General features: G+C 71.1%; 22 protein-coding genes. 16 read left to right on the top strand and 6 right to left on the bottom strand.

Annotated features, from left to right (window positions below; genetic code table 11):
• Nucleotides 1-29 precede the first annotated feature (29 nt).
• The 4 genes from AMYBE_RS0123495 (at nucleotide 30) to AMYBE_RS0123475 (ending at nucleotide 3,985) form a co-directional block, all read left to right on the top strand.
• Nucleotides 30-776: a lysophospholipid acyltransferase family protein gene (locus AMYBE_RS0123495; protein ID WP_034287205.1), complete on the top strand. Its 747-nt coding sequence runs from the start codon at nucleotides 30-32 to the stop codon at nucleotides 774-776.
• Nucleotides 776-1,801 carry an NAD(P)H-dependent glycerol-3-phosphate dehydrogenase gene (locus AMYBE_RS0123490; protein ID WP_020661840.1) on the top strand — a complete coding sequence of 342 codons (1,026 nt, stop codon included), beginning with the start codon at nucleotides 776-778 and terminating at the stop codon, nucleotides 1,799-1,801. Before AMYBE_RS0123495 ends, AMYBE_RS0123490 begins: the two co-directional genes overlap by 1 nt.
• Nucleotides 1,802-2,049: 248 nt before the next feature.
• Complete coding sequence (locus tag AMYBE_RS0123480) at nucleotides 2,050-2,532, top strand: cysteine dioxygenase (RefSeq protein WP_020661838.1); 483 nt, start codon at nucleotides 2,050-2,052, stop codon at nucleotides 2,530-2,532.
• 289 nt (nucleotides 2,533-2,821) lie between these two features.
• Nucleotides 2,822-3,985 (top strand): IS110 family RNA-guided transposase, encoded by a 1,164-nt coding sequence (locus tag AMYBE_RS0123475; protein ID WP_020661837.1) that lies wholly within the window; start codon nucleotides 2,822-2,824, stop codon nucleotides 3,983-3,985.
• 60 nt (nucleotides 3,986-4,045) lie between these two features.
• Here the strand turns inward: AMYBE_RS0123475 and AMYBE_RS0123470 are convergent, their stop codons facing one another.
• Both AMYBE_RS0123470 and AMYBE_RS0123460 read right to left on the bottom strand, forming a co-directional pair.
• On the bottom strand, nucleotides 4,046-5,029 hold the full coding sequence (locus AMYBE_RS0123470; protein WP_020661836.1) for an asparaginase: 984 nt from the start codon (nucleotides 5,027-5,029) through the stop codon (nucleotides 4,046-4,048).
• A gap of 161 nt (nucleotides 5,030-5,190) precedes the next feature.
• Nucleotides 5,191-5,562 carry a VOC family protein gene (locus tag AMYBE_RS0123460; protein WP_020661834.1) on the bottom strand — a complete coding sequence of 124 codons (372 nt, stop codon included), beginning with the start codon at nucleotides 5,560-5,562 and terminating at the stop codon, nucleotides 5,191-5,193.
• A gap of 155 nt (nucleotides 5,563-5,717) precedes the next feature.
• Here AMYBE_RS0123460 and AMYBE_RS0123455 point away from each other — a divergent pair, with 155 nt between their 5' ends.
• Together AMYBE_RS0123455 and AMYBE_RS0123450 are read left to right on the top strand one after the other, a co-directional pair.
• The gene (locus AMYBE_RS0123455; protein ID WP_020661833.1) at nucleotides 5,718-6,419 is read left to right on the top strand and encodes a response regulator transcription factor; all 702 of its coding nucleotides are present in this window, start codon (nucleotides 5,718-5,720) and stop codon (nucleotides 6,417-6,419) included.
• Entirely contained in the window at nucleotides 6,416-7,891 is a 1,476-nt protein-coding gene (locus tag AMYBE_RS0123450; protein ID WP_020661832.1) for a sensor histidine kinase, read from the top strand. Before AMYBE_RS0123455 ends, AMYBE_RS0123450 begins: the two co-directional genes overlap by 4 nt.
• A gap of 60 nt (nucleotides 7,892-7,951) precedes the next feature.
• Here the strand turns inward: AMYBE_RS0123450 and AMYBE_RS0123445 are convergent, their stop codons facing one another.
• The gene (locus tag AMYBE_RS0123445) at nucleotides 7,952-8,626 is read right to left on the bottom strand and encodes a pyridoxamine 5'-phosphate oxidase family protein (protein ID WP_020661831.1); all 675 of its coding nucleotides are present in this window, start codon (nucleotides 8,624-8,626) and stop codon (nucleotides 7,952-7,954) included.
• Nucleotides 8,627-8,714: 88 nt separating this feature from the next.
• Between AMYBE_RS0123445 and pdxR the strand changes: the two genes are divergently transcribed.
• The 4 genes from pdxR (at nucleotide 8,715) to AMYBE_RS0123425 (ending at nucleotide 14,458) form a co-directional block, all read left to right on the top strand.
• The gene (gene pdxR / locus AMYBE_RS0123440) at nucleotides 8,715-10,085 is read left to right on the top strand and encodes a MocR-like pyridoxine biosynthesis transcription factor PdxR (RefSeq protein ID WP_020661830.1); all 1,371 of its coding nucleotides are present in this window, start codon (nucleotides 8,715-8,717) and stop codon (nucleotides 10,083-10,085) included.
• 107 nt (nucleotides 10,086-10,192) lie between these two features.
• A complete protein-coding gene (locus AMYBE_RS0123435) occupies nucleotides 10,193-11,701 on the top strand; it encodes a serine hydrolase domain-containing protein (protein ID WP_020661829.1) in 1,509 nt (502 codons plus the stop codon).
• 274 nt (nucleotides 11,702-11,975) lie between these two features.
• Nucleotides 11,976-13,073 carry a D-alanine--D-alanine ligase family protein gene (locus AMYBE_RS0123430; protein ID WP_020661828.1) on the top strand — a complete coding sequence of 366 codons (1,098 nt, stop codon included), beginning with the start codon at nucleotides 11,976-11,978 and terminating at the stop codon, nucleotides 13,071-13,073.
• A gap of 20 nt (nucleotides 13,074-13,093) precedes the next feature.
• Nucleotides 13,094-14,458, top strand: a complete 1,365-nt coding sequence (locus AMYBE_RS0123425) for an MFS transporter (RefSeq protein ID WP_020661827.1) — start codon at nucleotides 13,094-13,096, stop codon at nucleotides 14,456-14,458.
• Nucleotides 14,459-14,569: 111 nt separating this feature from the next.
• Here AMYBE_RS0123425 and AMYBE_RS0123420 read toward each other — a convergent pair whose 3' ends face one another.
• Together AMYBE_RS0123420 and AMYBE_RS0123415 are read right to left on the bottom strand one after the other, a co-directional pair.
• The gene (locus AMYBE_RS0123420; protein WP_020661826.1) at nucleotides 14,570-15,112 is read right to left on the bottom strand and encodes a DUF3515 domain-containing protein; all 543 of its coding nucleotides are present in this window, start codon (nucleotides 15,110-15,112) and stop codon (nucleotides 14,570-14,572) included.
• A 19-nt stretch (nucleotides 15,113-15,131) separates the two neighbouring features.
• Nucleotides 15,132-15,365, bottom strand: a complete 234-nt coding sequence (locus tag AMYBE_RS0123415) for an Lrp/AsnC family transcriptional regulator (RefSeq protein WP_020661825.1) — start codon at nucleotides 15,363-15,365, stop codon at nucleotides 15,132-15,134.
• A gap of 138 nt (nucleotides 15,366-15,503) precedes the next feature.
• Here AMYBE_RS0123415 and AMYBE_RS0123410 point away from each other — a divergent pair, with 138 nt between their 5' ends.
• The 5 genes from AMYBE_RS0123410 (at nucleotide 15,504) to AMYBE_RS0123390 (ending at nucleotide 19,229) form a co-directional block, all read left to right on the top strand.
• Complete coding sequence (locus AMYBE_RS0123410) at nucleotides 15,504-16,463, top strand: thiamine-phosphate kinase (protein WP_020661824.1); 960 nt, start codon at nucleotides 15,504-15,506, stop codon at nucleotides 16,461-16,463.
• Nucleotides 16,464-16,484: 21 nt separating this feature from the next.
• Nucleotides 16,485-16,955 carry a GNAT family N-acetyltransferase gene (locus AMYBE_RS0123405; protein ID WP_020661823.1) on the top strand — a complete coding sequence of 157 codons (471 nt, stop codon included), beginning with the start codon at nucleotides 16,485-16,487 and terminating at the stop codon, nucleotides 16,953-16,955.
• Between the two features lie 13 nt (nucleotides 16,956-16,968).
• Nucleotides 16,969-17,490, top strand: coding sequence for a gamma carbonic anhydrase family protein (locus AMYBE_RS0123400; protein ID WP_020661822.1), 522 nt, complete (start codon nucleotides 16,969-16,971; stop codon nucleotides 17,488-17,490).
• A gap of 196 nt (nucleotides 17,491-17,686) precedes the next feature.
• Nucleotides 17,687-18,364, top strand: coding sequence for a uracil-DNA glycosylase (locus tag AMYBE_RS0123395; protein WP_020661821.1), 678 nt, complete (start codon nucleotides 17,687-17,689; stop codon nucleotides 18,362-18,364).
• A 73-nt stretch (nucleotides 18,365-18,437) separates the two neighbouring features.
• Nucleotides 18,438-19,229: an alpha/beta fold hydrolase gene (locus AMYBE_RS0123390; RefSeq protein ID WP_020661820.1), complete on the top strand. Its 792-nt coding sequence runs from the start codon at nucleotides 18,438-18,440 to the stop codon at nucleotides 19,227-19,229.
• Between the two features lie 67 nt (nucleotides 19,230-19,296).
• Here the strand turns inward: AMYBE_RS0123390 and rpmB are convergent, their stop codons facing one another.
• On the bottom strand, nucleotides 19,297-19,488 hold the full coding sequence (gene rpmB / locus AMYBE_RS0123385; RefSeq protein WP_003091970.1) for a 50S ribosomal protein L28: 192 nt from the start codon (nucleotides 19,486-19,488) through the stop codon (nucleotides 19,297-19,299).
• Nucleotides 19,489-19,621: 133 nt separating this feature from the next.
• Here rpmB and AMYBE_RS0123380 point away from each other — a divergent pair, with 133 nt between their 5' ends.
• On the top strand, nucleotides 19,622-21,205 hold the full coding sequence (locus tag AMYBE_RS0123380; protein ID WP_020661819.1) for a DAK2 domain-containing protein: 1,584 nt from the start codon (nucleotides 19,622-19,624) through the stop codon (nucleotides 21,203-21,205).
• The last annotated feature ends 2 nt before the right edge of the window (nucleotides 21,206-21,207 follow it).

Below are 21,207 nucleotides of genomic sequence, written 5' to 3'. Positions count from 1 at the left end.
AGGCGGAGCAAAGCGATCGAGGAGGAGACTTGGCACGGCGTGAGAAGGGCGGCTTCTGGGTGGGGCTGGCCGCCGCTGCGTTCTACCCGATGACCGCGATCGGCAAGCGGGTGTACCTGGGCGCGGAGAAGATTCCCCGCGAAGGGGCCGCGGTGCTGGTGATGAACCACATCTCGCACCTGGACCCGCCGGTCGACGCGGTCTTCGTGCACCGGCAGAAGCGGGTGCCGCGGTTCTTCCTCAAAGCGAGCCTGAAGGGCGTGCCGATCTTCGGCCGGATCGTCACCGGGTCCGGGCAGATCCCGGTGGAGCGCGGGTCGAGCGCGGCCGGCGACAGCCTCAAGGCCGCGCATCAGGCGCTCGAAGCGGGCAAGATCATCGTGATCTACCCCGAGGGCACCATCACCAAGGACCCGGACGGCTGGCCGAAGGACGCCTACAGCGGCGCGGCCCGGCTGGCGCTGCAGAACGACGTACCGGTGTTCCCGATCGCGCGCTGGGGCACGAATCACATCTTCAACGGCTACACCAAGAAGTTCACACCGTTTCCGCGCAAGACGGTGACGCACCTGGTCGGCGACCCGATCGACCTGTCCGCCTTCCGCGGCGGGAACCCGCGCAGCGCTTCGACGCTGCGCGAGGTCACCGCGCTGATGATGGACGAGGTCACCCGGCTGCTCGCGGAGATCCGGCAGGAAGAGCCGCCGGTCAAGGAAGCTCCGCCCGGGAAGCCGGTCCAGACCGCCGAGCCGAAGAAGCAGGAGGACGGCGACTGATGGCCGGCTTCGCCGCCGACGTGCAGCGGGTGACCGTGCTGGGCGCGGGTTCGTGGGGCACCGCGTTCGCGAAGGTGCTCGGCGACGCGGGCCGCGACGTCACGATGTGGGCGCGCCGGGAAAGCGTCGCCGAGGAGATCCGGGAGCGGCACACCAACGAGTCGTACCTGCCGGGAACCCGGCTGCCGGAGCGGATCACCGCGACCGCGGACGCGGCCGAGGCGCTGGCCGGAGCCCACGCCGTGGTGCTCGGCGTGCCGAGCCAGAGCCTGCGCGCGAACCTCACCGGATGGCGGCCGCTGCTGCCGCCGGAGGCGATCCTGGTCAGCCTCGCCAAGGGCGTGGAACTGGGCACGCTCAAGCGGATGAGCGAGGTGATCGCCGAGCTCGCCGAAGTGGACCCCGGCGAGATCGTCGTGGTGTCCGGGCCGAACCTGGCCCGCGAGATCGCCGCTGGGCAGCCGGCCGCGGCGGTGCTCGCGTGCGCCGACCACGAGCGCGCGAAGGCGGTGCAGCGGGCCACGTCGAACCAGTATTTCCGGCCCTACACCAACACCGACGTGATCGGCTGCGAGCTGGGCGGCGCGTGCAAGAACGTGATCGCGCTCAGCTGCGGCATGGCCGCCGGGATGGGCTTGGGCGCGAACACGATGGCGACGCTGATCACCCGCGGCCTCGCCGAAATGGCGCGGCTGGGCGCGAAACTCGGCGCCGACCCGCTGACCTTCGCCGGTCTCGCCGGGCTCGGCGACCTGGTGGCGACCTGCTCGTCGCCGTTGTCGCGCAACCGGACCTTCGGCGAACGGCTCGGCCGCGGCGAGACGCTGGCCGAGGCGCAGGCGGCGACCGGCGGGCAGGTCGCCGAGGGGGTCGCGTCCTGCTCGTCGATCCGCGAACTGGCGCGGCGGCACGGGGTCGACATGCCGATCACCGACGCGATGTACCGGGTGTGCCACGAGGGCGTCGACCCGCGGCAGGCGGGCGCGGAGCTGCTCGGGCGGTCGCAGAAACACGAGTGGAGCTGACCGGCTCCGGCTCGCGGCAGCCGGGTGGCCTGCGCAAACGCGAGCGGTTCGGAGCCGTCCACGAGCTGGGAAGCGGTTGACCGGGCGGCCCGGGGCTGGTTCGCTTGACCGCATGCTGACGTGCGCGATGACGATGCGGCCGGGGTCTGCCGACCTCCGCCCCGTCATGGGCATGTCGTGTCGCTGTTGTCGGTGAACCCGCCCCGGCCCAGCTCGACACCCGCTTTCCTTGGTAAGGACTTCTTTTCATGTTCGCCGTTCCGGACAACACCCTGCTGCGTCCCGAAGACCCCGCCCTGCGCCACCCGGTCCGCGTCGCCCTCGACGTGGCGGCGGACCGGGAACGCTGGGGCGCGCTGCTGCGCTACGACCCGGAGGCACGGTTCTCCGCGCTGGTCGAGCGCACCGAAGGCCAGGAGGTCTGGCTGCTCAGCTGGCTTCCCGGCCAGCACACCGACCTGCACGACCACGCCTTCTCCAGCGGCGCGTTCACCATCGTCTCCGGGCAGCTGACTGAAACCGTCGCGCGGCGGGCACCCGGCGGCCGGGCGGTGACCGAGGTGCACGGGCTCAGCGCCGGGCAGTCGCGGGTGTTCGGGCCGGGATACGTGCACGAGGTGCGCAACGACGGGCCGGACCCGGCGATCAGCGTGCACGTGTACCGCGAAGGCGGCCGGCAGATGCGTTCGTACCTGGCGAATTCGGTGGACGGCCCGGCGCTGCTGCGCTGAGCACTCCCGAGGTTGGTCCGTGAAGGGAACATTGAGGGACTCAGATTCCGACTTGTATGTGGTGACCGGTTGGATTGGCTGGCTGATCACTGGTCGTAGTCTGCCGGAAGTGCCGGGCTGGGATCGCTCGTGAGATTCCTGCCGCCCTTGTGCGGGCTGGCTCGTTGAGGGTGTGTGTCCTGGTCCGGCACCGGCTGCGGTCTGACTCAACAGAGGTTCGGGCACCACAAGCTGAAAGTCGGAATGTCGACCGCGGTTTCCCGTATCTGACGAGGAAGGAACGCGGTTGATGGTCGTGATCGGAGTCGACCCGCACAAGTCCAGTCACACTGCGGCGGCGCTCGACCCGGGCAGCNACGCGACGCTGGACACCGTCCGCATCGACGCGGCATTGCCGGAATACCGGAAGCTGCTGGTCTGGGCCCGGCGGTTCGGGCAACGCCGCTGGGCGGTGGAAAACGCCTGGGGGCTCGGCCGTCATCTGGCGCAGTGGCTCACCGCGCGGGGCGAGACCGTCGTGGACGTCCCCGCGACCGCGACCGCGCGGGTGCGGCAGCTCTCGCGGGGCCGCCGGAAGAACGACGCCCTGGACGCCGCGGCGGCGGCCAGCGTGGCAGCGCTGCAGGGCGACGGGACCCCGGTGACCGCCGAGGGGCTCTCGACGGTGCTGGGGATGCTCGACGAGCGGCGGACCAACCTCACCCGGCAACGCACCCGGACGGTCAACCAGCTGCACGCCCTGCTGCGCGAACTGATGCCCGGCGGCGCACCCGCCGACCTGACCGCCGGCCAGGCGGCCGCGATGCTGGCGCGGGTCCGGCCGGCCTCTCCGGCGGAGCAGGCCCGCAAGGACCTCGCGCGGGACCTGGTCGCCGACATCCGCGCACTGGACACCCGTGTGAAGACGAACCAGAAGCGCATGCAGCAGGCCGTCGCCGATTCCGGCAGCAGCCTGCCCGACGTCGTCGGCATAGGCCCGGTGGTGGCCGCGCGGCTGATCGGGCGCACCGGTCGCGCCTCGCGGTTCCCGACAGCAGCGGCCTTCGCCGTCCACGCCGGCGCGGCGCCGATCGAGATCGCCAGCGCCGGCACGGCGCGGCACCGGCTGTCGCGCCAGGGCGACCGCAAGCTGAACAATGCCCTGCACACGATCGCCTTGACCCAGGTGCGCATGTCCGGAACCAGAGGACGCCTCTACTACGACCGCAAGATCGCCGAGGGCAAGACTCACAAAGAAGCGATGCGCTGCCTGAAACGCCGTCTGGCCGACCACGTCTGGCGAGTCATGATCGCCGACCAGCGCCGGCAGACACGAGCGGCGGGCCCGGGAGGACACGCGGGGGCGACTCTGACATCCAGCGCGACCAGCCCTACCCCGACGGCCGGCTCTTCGGACAAGTCACTTCCCGGACCCGCCAACCACAACTCTACGACACCGAACCCAGCAGCTTGACAAACACAGAGGAACCCTCAATGTTCCCTTCACGCACTTACCGGCGAGGAGGCGTTGGGCTTAGTCGAGATCGCCGCGCAGCCGGAACTCCCGCTCGATCTCTTCGCGGCCGCGTCCGGCGGCGAGCAGAAGCTGCAGCAGGATCCGGGATTTCCGCGGGCACAGCCAGCCCGCCATCGTCGCGCCCATCCGGATGAGGCTCGATTCGGAGCCGTGGAACCCGTAGGTGCTGCGGAGAGTCGGCCCGGCGCCCGTCCGGGACGCGACGACCACCGGCACCTCCGCCGCCGCGATCGCGTCGGCGGTTCCGGCGGAAACGTGTCCCACACCGTTGGCGGCCACGACGACGCCGCGAGCGCCGCCGTCGAGTACCAGCCGCAACAGTTCTCCGGCGTCGTTCAGCCCGGATTCCACCAGCGGCACCAGATCGGCGGTCGAGACCGGCGGCAGCGCCGGCAGCCGAGGCGACGACGGGTGGAAGTAGTGCACAGCGCCTTCGGCGACCATCCCGAGCGGCCCGGCCGGCCGCGACGAAAACGTTTCGACGTGTGTGGAATGCGTTTTCCGGACCCAGCGCGCGGCGTGCACGTCGTCGTTGAACGCCACCAGCGCGCCCCGGCCGCGGCTGCGCGGATCGGCGGCCGCGGTGAGCGCGGTGAGGAGGTTGGCCTGCCCGTCCGGGCTGGGCAGGCTCGGGTTCCGCATCGCGCCGGTGAGCACGACCGGCGCTTCGGACGGCCAGGTGAGATCGAAGAAGTACGCCGTTTCTTCGAGAGTGTCGGTGCCCTGCACCACCACCAGGCCGTCCGCGCCCGCTTCGAGCTGCTCCAGGCCCCACTGCCGGGTCCGGCTGAGCGTCTCGTAGTCCATCGAGGAGCTGGAGATGCCCGCGAGCGTCGCCGCGACGACCTCCATCGGCAGCCGCGCGCCGAGCTCGCCGAGCAAGTCCTCGGCGCTCAGCCGCGGCACCACGCCGTTGTCGATCGAACCTCCGGGGGCCATCGAGATGGTGCCGCCCAGCGCGGCGACGGCGATGCGAGTCATGCCCGCACTTTAGGCGGGCGACCGTGCCTGCAGGGTGTAGCTCGCGGCGATCCGGGGCCATCAAACACGGCAGGGGATCTCCGCGCCGGTGCTTTCAGCGAGCTTCCGCGCCTCGCCGAGCGACGCCGGGGAAAGGTCCAGACCGCAGACGCGCGCGCCGCTCACGCCTTCTCCGCCGCGCTGCGCAAGACGCAGAACTCGTTGCCTTCCGGATCTTGCAGCACCGCCCAGCCGGTGCCGTCCTCGTGGCGCAGGTCGGAGTGCAGTGTGGCGCCCAGCTTCAGCAGCCGTTCGACCTCCTCGTCGCGGGGGACGTCCGGCTGCAGGCACAGGTGCAGGCGGTTCTTGATCGTCTTGGTTTCCGGGACGGCGATGAACAGCAGGCACGCGCCGGTGGCCAGGCGGACGCCGACCTCCGGGTCGCCTGGCTTGTCCGCCTCGTCGACCGGCTGGCCGGTCACCTCGGACCAGAACTGCGCGAGCTGCCACGGATCGGCGCTGTCGACGGTGATGTTCTTTACGACGGAAGGCATCGGTACTCCCCAGGACGTCCGGTGACTGATCGACCGCGAGTGTGCCCGGTATGCCTGCTTTGGCGCGAGACGTTTTCGGATCTCGAACCTGTCGACTGGCTGTCAGCCGCGGGTTCGGCTCGCGCGTCCGCGCGGGCGTCACGGAGGATGGCGGGGTGGAGAACCCGAATCCGGTGCGGCTGCTCGTCGTGGACGACGAGCAGCACATCGCCGACCTGGTCGCGACCGTCGCCCGGTACGAGGGCTGGCTGGCCGCGACCGCGGGTTCCGGCACGGACGCGCTCGCGCGCGCCGCCGAGTTCGCGCCCGACATCATCGTGCTCGACGTCATGCTGCCCGACTTCGACGGCTTCGCCGTGCTGGACCGGCTGCGCGAGAAGCACGGTGCGGTGCCGGTGGTCTTCCTGACGGCCAAGGACGCCACCTCGGACCGGATCGCCGGCCTCACCCGCGGGGGTGACGACTACCTGGTGAAGCCGTTCTCCGTCGAGGAGCTGATGGCGCGGCTGCGCGCGGTGCTGCGCCGGACGTCCGGCACGGACAAACCTCGCGCAGCGGTGCTGGCGGTGGGCGAGCTCACGCTGGACGAGGAAACGCACGAAGTGCGGCGCGGCGGGCAACTCGCCGAGCTCACGCCGACCGAGTACGAACTGCTGCGCTACCTGATGCGGCACTCGCCCGCGGTGCTGACCAAGGCGCAGATCCTCGACCACGTGTGGGAGTACGACTTCGGCGGCCGGTCCAATGTGGTCGAACTCGCGGTTTCCCGGTTGCGGCGCAAGCTGGACACCGAGTCCGAGCCGCTGATCCACACCGTGCGCGGGGTCGGATACGCGGTGCGGCAGGCGGAGCGGTGAGCCGGGCCGGACGCTGGGCCCGGCGGTGGTATCGAGCTTGGCGCGCGTCGCGGCTGGGCACCCGGCTGGCGTTCGGCCTGGGTGCGTTGGCGCTGGTGGTGTTCGCGATCGTCGGCACGCTGACGGTGGAACTGATGCACGACTACCTCAGCCGGCGGCTCGACGAGCAGCTCCGCTCCAGCCAGGTTGCCCAGGTGCCGCACCTGCGCGAGTCGAAGGACAACCCGGAGGCGGTCTACTCCTGGTACTCCGCGGTGTTCGACGTGCGGCAAGGCAACGCCGTGCCGCAGCCGGGCAACACGCTGCCGGCCGACGTGCGCCCGCTGGCGCAGATCGCCGTGGAAGCGACCGGCGGCGACCTCTTCCGGACGATCACCCTGCCCGGACAGGGTCCCTACCGGGTGCGGGCGTGTCCGGTGGAGACCGGCCAAAGCGGCACCGGCACGGTACTGCTGAGCGCCGCGCCGCAGTCCGATCTCGACAACACCTTGCGGCAGCTGATGCTGATCGAGGTGATCGCGTTCCTCGTCGCGCTGGCGATCCTGGTGATCGCCGGGCGGTTGGTGCTGCGCCGCGGCCTGCGGCCGTTGTCGGACATGGCCGGGACGGCGCACGACATCGCCTCGCACGACTTGACCGGCACCGCGCAGCTGCCGGTGCGCGCGTCCGGAACGGGCGGCGGCGCGGAGGTCGAAGAGCTGCGCACCGCGTTCAACCTGATGCTGAGCCACATCGAATCGTCGCTGGCGGTCCGCTCCGAGGCGAACGACCGGCTGCGCCGGTTCGTCGCCGACGCTTCGCACGAGCTGCGGACGCCGCTGACGTCGATTCGCGGCTACGCCGATCTTTTCCGCTACGCCGCGGCGAACGAGCCGGCCGAACGCGAGGCGCACCTGGAGAAGATCCGGGCCGAGACGGCGCGGATGAGCGTGCTGGTGGACGATCTGCTGCTGCTCGCGCGCTTGGACGCGCACGACGCGGAACCGCCGGTGCGGCCCCGGCGGATGGACCTGACCGAGGTAGCCGTCGCCGCCGCGGACGCGTTCCGGGCGGGCCGTCCGGAGCATCCGCTGGCGGTGTCGATCCCGGAAGATCCGGTGCTGCTGCGGGCGGATCCAGTGCGGCTGCGGCAAATCGTGGACAACCTGCTGGCGAACGCGGCGGTGCACACCCCGGCCGGGACTTCGGTGGAACTCGCGGTGACGGTTTCGGCCGGCGCGGCGCTGGTGTCCGTCGCGGACGCGGGACCGGGGATTTCGGCCGAGGACCAGGAACGGATCTTCGACCGGTTCTACCGCGTGGACAATTCCCGGACCCGCGCCGGCGGCGGGACCGGGCTGGGGCTGTCGGTGGTGCATTCGCTGGTGGTCGAGCACGGCGGGGAGGTCTCGGTGGCCAGCCGGCCGGGGCGGACCGTGTTCACCGTGCGGCTGCCGCTGCCGGAGTCAACCCGAGCCCGCAGCGGTCCGTGAAGGGAACATTCAGGTACTCAGAGTCCCTCAATGTTCCCTTCACGGACTTGGCCGCAGCGGTTACCGCGCGGCCGTCGCGGTTCGGGTGACGCGCCCGGAAACGTGCTCCGGTACAGACCACCCAGGCGAGAGGTCCGCCGAGGGCTCCGGCTCGCCGAACACCGTCCGCACCGGCAGCACGCCCGCCCAAGCGGCGTCCGCTTCGACGTCCTCCGGCTCGTCGTCCGGACCTTCCGCGCGCAGCTTCACCGATGCCTCGGCCAGGTCGAGCGCCAGCACCGAAACGGCCGCGAACTCCTTCTTGTTCACCTCGCGCGCGTGTTCCCACGAACCGGGGGAGAGGTGGTCGGTCAGCACCCGCAGGCCGTGCATTTTTTCGTCCGGGTCGGTGACTGGCCGGGCGCGGCCGAGGATCACCGCGCTGCGGTAGTTCATCGAGTGGTTGTTCACCGAGCGGCAGTAGACGATCCCGTCGACCAGCGTCACAGTCACGCACACGTCGGTTTCCCCGGAGGCCGCTCGCAGGCTGGCCGCTCCCGTGGAACCATGCAGGTACAAGGTGTCGCCGTCGCGGCCGTAGCCGGTCGGCAGCACCAGCGGAGCGCCGTCGCGGACCACGCCGAGGTGGCAGATCAGCGCCTCGTCGAGCACGGCGTGCAGCACTGCCCGGTCGGTGGCGGCGCGGTGGCGTTTGCGGCCGAGGGTGGTGCGTTCGGTCGGCGAAAGGCTGCTCATGCGCCCAGTGTGCGGCAGTCAAGTGGCTACCTTGAACGTCCACTTCCTCTACACTTGAGAAGTCCACTCCTCGTGCCGGAGGTCCGCCGTGTCTTATGCCGACACCGCTTTGCCGGTCAGTCTCGACCGCGACGCGGCCACTCCGCTGGCCGTGCAACTGGCCGACGCGCTGCGCGAAGCCGCGGCCGGCGGCCATCTGCGCGGCGGCGACCGGTTGCCCTCCACTCGCGCGCTGGCCGAGCGGCTCGGCGTCTCGCGCACGGTCACTTCCGCCGCCTACGAGCAACTTCACGCGGAGGGCTGGATCGCCGGCCGGCACGGTTCGGGCACCTACGTGACCACTCCGCCGACCCGCGCCGCGGCGTCGGTCACCACGGCCGGTTCGCTGCTCGCCGAAACCGAAGCCGCGCCGACCCTCGACCTCACTCCCGGCGCGCCGTGGGCAGCCGGACTCGACCGAGCGGCCTGGCGGCGAGCCTGGCGCGCCGCCGCAGACCCGGATCCGCTCACTCGCGCGCATCGCGCCGGGCTGCCCGAATACCGGGCCACCGTGTCGGAACACCTGCTGCGCCATCGAGGTCTGGCGGCCGGTTCGGTGCTGGCGACGGGCGGCACGACCGCGGCGGTGGTGGAACTGGCCGCCGCGGTGCTGCGCCGCGGTGCCGTCGTCGCTTTCGAGGAACCGGGTTATCAGCGGGCGGTGCAAGCGTTCCGGCAGGCCGGGCTCACCGTCGTGGGCGTACCGGTGGACGAGGAGGGCCTGCGCCCGGACGCGATCCCGGCCGGCGCGCGGGCGGTGTACTGCTCGCCGGCGCACCAATATCCGATGGGCAGCCGGATGAGCGCGGCCCGGCGCGTGCAGCTGGTCGAGCGCGCCCGAGCCGAAGACATGCTGGTGATCGAGGACGACTACGACGGCGAGCTGCGCTTCGACGTCGCCCCGCTGCCGATGCTGGCCGCGCTCGCTCCGGACGTGGTCGTGCACCTGGGCACCACCAGCAAGATCCTCACTCCCACTCTCGGCGCCGGCTGGCTCGTCGCACCCGCGGCGGTGGCGGAATCCGTGCTGGCGTACCGGGATCTCACCGGCACCCGCCCGTCGCCGGCCGGACAGCGGGTCGTGGTCGAACTGGCCCGCACCGGCGACCTCGGCCGGCACTTGCGGAAACTGCGCCGGGAAATGGCCGAACGCCGGACGCTGCTGGTCGCCGCGCTGTCCGGAGCGGGCGTCCCGTTCGTCGGCGACGACGCGGGCGCGCACCTGGTCGTCCCGGTGGCGAGCGCCGAACGCGAAGCCGAGCTGATCGCCGCAGCGGAGCGGCATGCGATCCGGCTGGACGGCTTGGCCCGGCACTTCGCCGGGACGCCGACGATGCACGGAGTCGCGCTCGGGTACGCGGGCTGTTCGCGGGAGGCGCTGATCGCGGCGGTGCCGAAGCTGGTCGAGCTTTTCCGCTGAACCGGGGGACAGCCCTACCCACGGTCCGCCGGTCAGCTTCATGGTGCGCGACCAGCTCCTCCGAGAGGCTGTGAGCCGATCGACTCGACGCACGGAGGAGCGCACCCATGGCTCGGCTGATTCGGCTGGCAGCGGCGGCGACCGCGGTGGCGGTCGCGGCGGCAACTCTCGCGGTGTTCGCCGCACCGGCATCGGCACAGCCGGGCGCCGATCCCGCGGTGGCGCACCTGCGGGACGAGCTGACCACGGCCCGGATGCCGGCGGCGTCCTACGCGCTGGTGTCCGGCGACGGCACGGTGAAGACCGGCGCGGTCGGCGACGGCGTCACCCCGCAGTCGCCGTTCCTGCTGGGGTCGCTGAGCAAATCGTTCACCTCGCTCGCTGTCCTGCAGCTCGTCGACGCGGGCAAGGTCGGCCTGGACACCCCGATCACCGCGTACCTTCCCTGGTTCCGCACCGGCGGCGCGAACGAACCGATCACGGTGCGGCAGCTGCTGACCCAGACCAGCGGCCTGCCGACCGAAGCGGGCCGGGTGGACATCTACGAGCCGGAAACCACTCTGGAGCAGCGCGTCCGAGCAGTCGCCGACGTCGTCCCGGTGTCCCGGCCGGGGACGGTCTTCCACTACTGCAACAAGAACTACGCGACGCTGGGACTGATGATCGAGCAGGTGTCCGGCCAGCGCTACGCCGACTACGTCAAGGAACACATCTTCGCCCCGCTCGGCATGACCCGGAGCTTCACCGACCTCGCCGAAGCGCGCCGGGCCGGTCTGGTCGAAGGATCGTCCGTGCTGTTCGGGCTGAACGTGCCGATCGAAACGCCGGAGTTCCGCGGCGCGCTGCCCGACGGGTACCTGATTTCCACCGCCGAGGACCTCAGCCACTACCTGACCTTCCAGCTGACCGGCACCTATCGGAACGCCCGGCTGCTGTCGCCGGGAAGCCTGCGGCTGATGCACAGCCCAGCCATTCCGACCGGCGACGACCACGCGGTCCAGGGCATCGACCACTACGGATTCGGCTGGGGCACCGGCACGGTGAACGGGCAGCCGGTGGTCGAGCACGACGGTGACCTGACTCGCTACCACGCCAACATCGGCTACCTGCCGCAAAGCCGCGTCGGCCTCGTCGTGCTCACCGCGCGCAACCCGATGCTGCTGGACAACGGTGCGGCTTACCAGAACACTCTCGCCATGCTCGCCGGCGCACCCGCACCGGAGATCGGCAACGGTTTTCTGGTGACCTACGGAATCGTCGACGGGGTCGCGGTTCTGGTCGTGATCGCGATGGCGCTCGCTGCCCGACGGCAGGTGCGGCGTGCGCGTCAGCTGCCAGACCTGCTGCGGGACAAGGGTTTTCGCCGGACAGCAGGGCGTCCATTGGTGGGGAACCTGCTGGCCGCCGCGGTGGTTTACGCGGCAGTGTTCGTCGGGGTCGGGATGGCCAGCTACGGCAGCTGGCTGCCGGTGGACGTCGCGTACCAGACCTTGCCGGACTTCACGATCGTCGTCTTGGCGGGCATAGCGTTCCTGGTGCTGCGCGGGGTCGCGTGGTTCGGGCGGGCGTCGCTGGTGAACGCCCGGGGAGTAAGCGAATCGCAGCCGGGAAAGTGACGGTCCGCGGACAGGGAGGTCCGGTCTCGCCGGAGCGCCGGACTTGGGCAGCCGCCCTTCCTGCTCCGTCCAGACCGGGCCGGCCTGGACGAGCATGCGTCAATCCGCCCATTTCGGCCATCGGTGCCTCAGTGTCCGGCTGGTCCGGCTCGTCCGCCTCGGACAGCTGGCGCTGGGCGCGGCGCTGATCGCGCTGGGAATCCGTCGTCGGCGGGGGAGCCGGAGACCCCGGGTGTGCGCTGTTGGCCAAGCTCACCCGGTACGGTGACCGGCTATGAGTGCTGAAAAGATCCGGGTCGCGGTCGTGTTCGGCGGCCGCAGCAGCGAGCACACCATCTCGTGCCTGTCCGCGGGCAGTGTGATCGCCAACCTGGATCCGGACCGCTTCGAGGTGCTCCCGGTCGGCGTCACGCCGAGCGGCGGCTGGGTGCTCGGCACCGGCGACCCGAAGCAGCTCAGCATCCAGGGCCGCCAGCTGCCGACGGTCGAGTCCGGCCGCGCGCTGGTGCTGGCTGGCGACGCGACCAGCCGCGAGCTGCGGACCGTCGACCCGGGCAAGGCCACCGAGGTGCTCGGCACCGTCGACGTCGTCTTCCCGGTGCTGCACGGTGCCTTCGGCGAGGACGGCACCATCCAGGGGCTGCTCGAACTCGCCGACATCCCGTACGTCGGCCCGGGCGTGTTCGCCAGCGCGGCGGCGATGGACAAGGAATACGCGAAGAAGCTGCTCGCCGCGGAAGGACTGCCGGTCGGCACCTACTCGGCGCTGCGCCGCGGACAGTCCACTGTGGCCCAGGAAGACCGCGAACGGCTCGGGCTGCCAGTGTTCGTGAAGCCCTCGCGCGCCGGTTCGTCGGTCGGCATCTCCCGGGTCGCCGACTGGGCCGACCTGGACGCCGCGATCGAGCTCGCCCGGCGCACCGACCCGAAGGTGCTGGTCGAGGCCGCCGTGCACGGGCGCGAGGTCGAATGCGGCGTCCTGGAGTTCCCGGATGGCCGGATCGAGGCGTCGCTGCCCGCGGAGATCCGCGTGCTCGCCGAGGACGAGGACGCCTGGTACGACTTCGAGACCAAGTACCTCGGCGAGGACGCAGAGCTGGACATCCCGGCGAAGCTGGACGACGCGCTCACCGAGCGGCTGCGCGCGATGGCCGTCGAAGCGTTCCGCGCGCTCGACTGCCAGGGCCTGGCCCGGGTCGACTTCTTCGTCACCGACGACGGCGAACCGGTGATCAACGAGGTCAACACGATGCCCGGCTTCACCACGAAGTCCGCCTATCCGAAGATGTGGGAGGTCACCGGCGTCGACTACGCGACGCTGCTGTCGACCCTTGTCGACACCGCGCTCGCCCGGGGCACCGGCCTGCGCTGACCGGCAGCCAGGAGGCAGCAATGCAGATCGCGTCCCGGCTCGACCGGCTTCCGGTCACCCGGCGGCATCGGTACTTCGTCGGCATGGTCGGCATCGCGACCTTCTTCGACCTTTACGACCTGTTCCTCGCCGCGACCATCAGCACGGTCCTGACCAAGGAGTTCGGCGTCACCCCGACGACGCTGAAGTATGTGCTGGCCTCGGCGTTCGTCGGCGCGTTCGTCGGCGCGGCGTTCCTCGGGCGGCTGGCCGACCGGCTGGGCCGGCGGCGGGCTTTCCTGCTCACCCTCGGCCTGTACTCGGTGTTCACGCTGCTCGGCGCGTTCAGCACGGACGTGTGGATGCTGGTGGCCTGCCGGTTCATCGCGGGCATCGGCATCGGCGCGGAGCTGCCGGTCGCCGATGCGTACCTGGCCGATCTGCTTCCCGCGCGTTCTCGCGGCCGGGCCACGGCGTGGGCGTACACGATCGGCTTCTGCGGTGTCCCCGCCGCCGGGTTCCTGGCCCGCGCGCTGGCCGGCCACGCGCCGCTCGGATTCGACGGCTGGCGCTGGCTCTTCGTCATCGGTGCGCTGGGCGCGGCAGTGGTGTGGGCGCTGCGCTTCACTCTGCCGGAGTCGCCGCGTTGGCTTGCCGCGCAAGGCAGAACCGCCGAGGCGGACGAGATCGTGCGCAAGCTCGAAGCGAGCGCGCCGCAGCCGCTGCCCGAACCGGAGCCGGAACCGCCCGCGCCGGAACCGGTGCGGGCGGCGGCCTTGCTGCGTCCGCCGTGGTTGCGCCGGACCGCGATGCTGTACGTGTTCCAGCTGCTGCAGTCGTTCGGCTACTACGGCTTCGGGTCGCTGGTGCCGATTGTGCTCGCCGCCAAGGGATTCAGCCTGGTCAGCTCGCTGACGTTCAGCGCGCTCACCTTCCTCGGCTACCCGATCGGCTCCGCGCTGTCCATTCCGGTCATCGAGCGGATCGAACGGAAATGGCTGATCGTCGCCAGCGCGGCGGCGATGGCGGGGTTCGGTCTTGCTTTCGGATACGCCACGTCCGGCGCGCTGATCGCGGTGTTCGGGTTCTGCTACACCGCGGTCAGCAACGTGTTCTCGAACGCGTTCCACACCTACCAGGGCGAGCTTTTCCCGACGTCGCTGCGCGGAACGGCGGCGGGCTCGGCGTACTCGCTGTCCCGGCTCGCGACCGCGGCGATGCCGTTCGTGCTGCTGCCGGTCCTGCAGTCGGTGGGCGCGACCGCGATGTTCGCCGTGGTCGCGGGCGCGATGGTGCTGCTGATGGCGAACGTGGCGGTGCTCGGGCCGAAGACGACCGGGGTGTCGCTGGAGACGATCGCGGCCCGGACGACCAGTTCCCCGACGACCAGTTCCCGGGCACGCTAGGCCCCCCCGCTCAGACCACCCCAATGTGGCATTCGCTGCATCGCACGCACCCAATGCCACATTCGCTGCATGTGACGCACCCAATGCCACATTGGGGCGCGGGGGAACTCGTTAGAACTTCAGCGGCTTCGCCGGAAGCTTCGCCGAAATAGCGTCCGAAATAGCCTGCAGCGGGCCGGTCCCGGTGTTCCCCGGCACGGTCAGCGCGACGTACACCGCGCGGTCGACCGCGTACCAGGTCGCCGATCCGCCCTGCTCGACAACCAGCCACTGCACCTTGTTGACCATGCGCAGCTGCGAGCTCGGGGTCAGCTCCGGGGGCCGTTCGAGGCCGCAGCGCAGCACGACCGGATCCGGTTCGCCCCAGGCGACGGTGGACGGCGGCGCCGGTTCGGCGAGCGTGCGGGGCGACAGCTCCTTGCCGTTCGACGTCAGCGTGGCCGGAACGCCGGTGATCAGGTTCTTGCAGTCGGCCGAGCCGGCCTGCGGCGCGGGCACGGACACCAACGCCAGCGGCTGGTTCGCCGCGTCGTTCCCGCCGGACGAGTTCTTCGTCAGCGCGAAGACGACGACCGCCGCGGCCAGCGCGAACACAAGGACGGATGCGATGACGAGGACGGCCTTCGGAGGCGCGCCGGTGTCGGTATCTGCCACCGCTTCAGTGGACCACGGGTCAGAGGTGGACCACCGGGCAGGTCAGCGTCCGGGTGATCCCGTCCACGTTCTGCACCCGGGCCACCACGAGCTGGCCGAGCTGGTCCACCGTTTCGGCGGTGGCGCGCACGATGACGTCGTAAGGCCCGGTGACGTCCTCGGAGCTGGTCACGCCCGGGACCCCGGAGATCTCCGCAGCCACCGCGGCGGCCTTGCCGACCTCGGTCTGGATGAGGATGTATGCGTGGACCACGGCGTGCCCTTTCGTCGGTGGCGGACGGCTCGGGGTAGGAACGGTGTAGGCAACGTAGCGCCAGCCCCGGGAAAAACCTAGGGGATCCGATTGTCGGGTAACCAATCCGACACAGGCGAGGGAAACAGGAGGTGACCGGTGTCACCGGACGAGAACTCGGTGGCTGGGACGGGCGAGTTCGGCCTGATCCGGCGGGTCACCGAAGGACGCGCGCAGCCCGCGTCGACACTGCTCGGTCCCGGCGACGACGCGGCGGTCCTCGCCGCGCCGGACGGCCGGGTGGTCGCGAGCACCGACGTGCTGGTGCACGGCGTGCACTTCCGGCTCGACTGGTCGAGCCCGGAACAAGTCGGCCGCAAAGCGGTCGCGGTGAACCTGTCCGACGTCGCCGCCATGGGCGCGAAGCCCACGTCGGTGCTCGTCGGGCTGGCCTGCCCGGCGGACACCCCGGTGAACGTCGTGACGGAGATCATGGACGGCATCTGGGCCGAGGCGGCCGCGGCCGGTGCCGGGGTGGGCGGCGGCGACATGGTGAGCGCGGACCAGCTGGTGATCAGCGTCACCGCATTGGGTGACCTCGAAGATCGCGAACCGGTCACGCGTTCCGGCGCGCGCCCCGGCGACGTGCTCGCGGTGTGCGGCCGGCTCGGCTGGGCGGCTGCGGGCCTCGCGGTGCTGCGCCGCGGGTTCCGGTCGCCGGTCGGCGTGGTGAACGCGCAGCGCTGCCCGGAACCGCCGTACGCGGCCGGCCCGCGGGCGGCGCTCGCGGGCGCGACGGCGATGATCGACGTGTCCGACGGCCTGCTCGCCGATCTCGGGCACCTCGCGGAGGCGTCCGAAGTCGGCCTCGACGTGCAGACTTCGCTGCTCGACGTGTCCTCGCGTCTGCAGGAGGTCGGCAGGGCGCTGGGCGCGGACCCGTTGCAGTGGGTGCTGACCGGCGGCGAGGACCACGCGCTGGCCGCGACGTTCCCGCCGTTCGAAGACCTGCCCGAAGGCTGGCGCAAGATCGGCGTGGTCACCATGCCCGGCTCCGGCGTGACGGTGGACGGCAAGGAGTACGCGCATCAGGGCGGCTGGGAGCACTGGCAGCAGTAGCCGGTTGTTTAGGGTGGCGGCGTGGACATTCGCGTCGTCGCCTTCGACCACCCCGACGCCGTCAAGATGATGGCCGGCATCCAAGAGGAGTACCGGCAGCGGTACGGCGAAGAGGACGAGACGCCGATGGACGCCGCGGAGTTCACCCCGCCCCGGGGGCTGTTCCTCGTCGGCTACCTCGACGACGTGCCGGTCGCGTCCGGCGCCTGGCGGGCGCACGACGGCCCGGCGCCGTCCTTCCGGCCCGGCGACGTCGAGGTGAAACGGATGTACGTGGTGGATTCCGCGCGGGGCCGCGGATTCGCCCGGGCGATGCTCGCCGAGCTGGAACGGACCGCGGCCGAGGCCGGCCGGAAGCGGGTCGTCCTGGAGACCGGCACCGAGCAGCCGGAAGCGATCGCGCTCTACGGTTCGTCCGGCTACACCGAGGTGCCTGGTTTCGGGCACTACCTGGACGAGCCGTACAGCCGGTATTACGGCAAGGATCTCTGACTCGGAGGCGACATTGGCCATCTACGCGCTCGGCGACCTGGTCCCGGCGATTCACCCGGACGCCTACGTCCACCCCGACGCGACGGTGATCGGCGACGTCCGGATCGCCGCGCACGCGTCGGTCTGGCCGCAGACGGTGCTGCGCGGAGACCACGGCTACATCGAACTCGGCGAGCGGTCGAACATCCAGGACGGCTGCGTCGTGCATTGCACGGCGAAGGACCCGACGATTCTCGGCCCGGCGTCCGCGGTCGGCCACGCCGTGCACATCGAGGGCGCGAGGATCGGCACCGGTTGCCTGATCGCGTCCGGTTCGGTGGTGCTGAACGGCACGGTGATCGAGGACGGCGGGATGGTCGGCGCGGGCGCGGTGCTGTCGTACAACTCGACGGTGCGGACCGGCGAGATCGCGCTGGGCGTGCCGGCGAAGACCCGGGAGAACAAGTCCTTCTCGGCGGAGCAGATCGGCATGGTCGTGGACTCCTACGTCCGCCGCGCCGCCCGGTTCCGCGAACAGCTGCGCCGGCTGGACTGACGTTCCGTGAAGGGCCCCTTGAGGGACTTGGAGTCCGTGAGGGGCCCCTTGAGGGACTTGGAGTCCGTGAAGGGAACATCGACGGACTCAGAGTTCCTCAATGTTCCCTTCACGGCCACGGCCACGGCCACGTCGCCAGCCTCGGTGCCAGCCCCGGCCCAGTGACGCCCGCCACCTGCCGCTAGGCTCGCGGGCCGTGACCGCACGACCGCTGACCGAGATCGTCGAAGCAGGCTGGGCGCACGCCCTCGAACCGGTGGCCCCGCAGATCGCCGCGATGGGCGAGTTCCTGCGCGGCGAGATCGCCGCGGGCCGCACCTACCTGCCGGCCGGCGAGCACGTGCTGCGCGCGTTCCAGCAGCCGTTCCAGGACGTCCGCGTGCTGATCGTCGGCCAGGACCCGTACCCGACTCCCGGGCATGCGGTCGGACTGAGCTTCTCGGTGGCCCCGGACGTGCGGCCGATCCCGAAGAGCCTGATCAACATCTACCAGGAGTACGTCGAGGACCTGGGCCACCCGAAGCCCGCCAGCGGCGACCTGACGCAGTGGGCGGACCAGGGCATTCTGCTGCTCAACCGGTCGCTGACGGTTCAGCCGCACAAGCCGAACTCGCACCAGGGCAAGGGCTGGGAGCAGGTCACCGAGCAGGCGATCAAGGCGCTCGCCGCGCGCGGCGGCCCGCTGGTGGCGATCCTGTGGGGCCGCAACGCCCGCAATCTGCGGCCGATGCTCGGCGAAGTGCCGTGCATCGAGTCGGCGCACCCGAGCCCGCTCTCGGCGCGCAACGGGTTCTTCGGATCGCGTCCGTTCAGCCGGGCGAACGAGCTGCTCGTCCAGCAGGGCGCCCAGCCGGTCGACTGGAAACTCCCCTAGCCCGGCGTGTCCGGTACCGGCGGACGGTTCCGACCTCCAGGGTGAAGACCGATTCAACCCTGGAGGGAACACCATGACCGCCACCGTCACGTCCGCCGACGGCACTCCGATCGCGTTCGAGACCTATGGCTCGGGCGCGCCGGTGCTGCTGGTCGGCGGCGCGGTCAACGACCGGACTACCGTCGCCGCGCTGGCCGGAGTGCTCGCCGACGCCGGATTCACCGCGATCGCCTTCGACCGCCGCGGCCGAGGCGACAGCGGGGACGCGCCGCTCTACGCGGTGGAGCGCGAGATCGATGACCTGGCCGCGCTGATCGAGACTGTCGGCGGGGCGGCGGCGATTTTCGGCCATTCGTCCGGCGCGATCTTGTCGCTGGAAGCCGCTGCGCGCGGCCTGCCGATCGGCCGGGTCTCGGTCTACGAGCCGCCGTTCATCGTCGGCGAGGATCGGCCGCGTCCCGGCGACGACCTGGTCGACCGGATCAGCGCCCGCCTGGCGGAGGACGACCGGGACGGCGCGGTCGAGCTGTTCCTGGTCGAGGGGACCGGCACGCCGGCGGAGATCGTGGAGCGGATGAAGGCCGCCCCGGTGTGGGGATGGTTCGTCGGTCTCGCGCACACCCTGCCGTACGACCTGACGATTTGCGGCCGCGGCAACCACCTGCCGGTCGATCGGCTGGCCGCGATCACCGTGCCGGTGCTGTCGCTTTCGGGCGGCGCCAGCGACGAGTGGATGAAGGCCGGTGCGAAAGCGGTGGCGGACGCCGTCGCGCACGGGCGGCACGAGGAGATCGCGGGCCAGGACCACGGCGTGCTCAACGCGCCGGAGACCCTGCGGGACGTGCTGACCGGGTTCCTGCGCTGACGGCTCGGCGCACACAAAAGGGGCGGGTGCTCGAAAGCGCCCGCCCCTTTTTGCCGAAAACTGGGAATCAGCCGCGAACGACCTTGCCCGCCTTGATGCACGACGTGCACACGTTCAGGCGCTTGCGCTGGGACACGCCGACCTTGGCGTGCACAGTCTGGATGTTCGGGTTCCACCGGCGGTTGGTACGCCGGTGGGAGTGCGAGACCGACTTGCCGAAGCCGGGTCCCTTGCCACAGACGTCGCACACGGCAGCCACGTCGAACTCCTCTGGATATGGGACAAAGAATGCGCGCCCGAACGTGCCGGGCAACTCGACCATAGTAACGAGTGGTTTCGGGGGCCGTGTCGCGGGGTCGTTACCCTCGCGGGGACCGGCTAGGAGGTTACGGGTGCGGGTGCTGGACGCGATGGCGGTGTCGGGCTGGGCAGCGGCTTCGGTGCACAGTCTGACCAGGCTGCGGACCGCGATCGACGGCATCAACGTGTACCCGGTCGCGGACTCCGATACCGGCTCCAACCTGCTGTACACGATGACCGGCGCGCACGAGGCGCTCCAGGCGGCCGAGCCCGCCGACGCCGCCGAGGCGCTGGCGGTGCTGGCGCGGGGCGCGGTGGCGCACGCACGGGGCAACTCGGGCGTGATCCTTTCCCAGGTCGTACGTGGGATCGCGGACTGGGCAGCCACCGGCGAGCTGGACGGTCCGGGCCTCGCGGCCGCGCTCGGGCACGCGGACCAGGTCGCGACCGGCGCGGTCAGCCGCCCGGTCGCGGGGACGATGCTCACGGTCTTGCACTCGGTGGCCGCGGCGGTCCGGGGAACCACCGCCGTCCTGCCGGAGGTCGTCCGCGACGTCGTCGCGGTCGCCGCGGCCGCGCTGGACGAAACGCCCAAGCAGCTCCCCGCGCTGGCCAAGGCCGGGGTAGTGGACGCGGGCGCGCGCGGCCTGGTCGCCGTCCTCGACGCGCTGGCCAGCGTGATCACCGGCGAAGCCGAGGACCTCGGGCACGAGCTGCGGGCGACCGTCGAGCCGGTGGTCGAGCAGGCGTACGCGTGGGAAGTCATGTACTTGCTGGACGAGGCCGACGAGGCCCGGCTGCCGGCGTTGCGGAAGGAACTGAGCGGCTTCGGCGACAGCGTGACGGTGGCCGGCGACGGGGCGGGCAGCCACGCGGTGCACGTCCATTGCGCGGATATCGGCGCGGCCATCGAGGCCGGCCTGCAGCTGGGCCGCCCGCGGAACATCCGCGTCGAGCCGCTGATCACGCCTACCCCGATCGAACCGGGCGGCGGCCTGGACCGGTCGGTGGTCGCCGTCGTCCGCGGCGGCGGGCTGGCCGAGCTGCTGCGTGCCGAGGGCGTCGCGGTGCTGGCCGTGCCGCCGGGCGAGACGCCGAGCGTCGAGGACCTGATCGGCTTGTTCAACGAGGCGGCCGGCCAGCACGTCAGCGTGCTGCCGGGCGGCCCGGATCTCACCGCGGCCGCCGACGCCGCCGCCGGGCATCCGATGGCGGGGGAACGGGACGTCGTGGTGATCCCGTGCTCGTCGCCGGTGCAGGTGCTGGCCGCGCTGGCGGTGCACGACGGGGACCGGCGGGTCAACGACGACGTGGTCGCGATGGCCGAAGCGGCGGCCGCGACGAGGCGTGGCGAGCTGCGGGTCGCCCGTGAGGAGTCGCTAACCTGGGTGGGACGGGCGCAGACCGGCGACGTGGTCGGCCTGGTCGACGACGAGGTGGTGTCGATCGAGCCCGCTCCGGCGTCGGCGACGAACCTGGTCGCGGCCGCTGTCGGCGTGCTCAACCGGATGCTGGCGCTCGGCGGCGAGCTGGTCACCGTGCTGAGCGGGGCGGACGCGCCGCCGGGCCTGACCGCGGAGCTCACCGAGCAGCTGCGGCTGGAGCACCCCGAAGTGGAACTGACGACTTACGCCGGCGGTCAGGTCGACGCCGTGCTGCTGATGGGGGTCGAGTAACG

It is taken from the genome of Amycolatopsis benzoatilytica AK 16/65 (assembly GCF_000383915.1).
GTDB classification, from domain to species: domain Bacteria; phylum Actinomycetota; class Actinomycetes; order Mycobacteriales; family Pseudonocardiaceae; genus Amycolatopsis; species Amycolatopsis benzoatilytica.
This window is presented reverse-complemented; position numbering and strand designations above follow the sequence as displayed.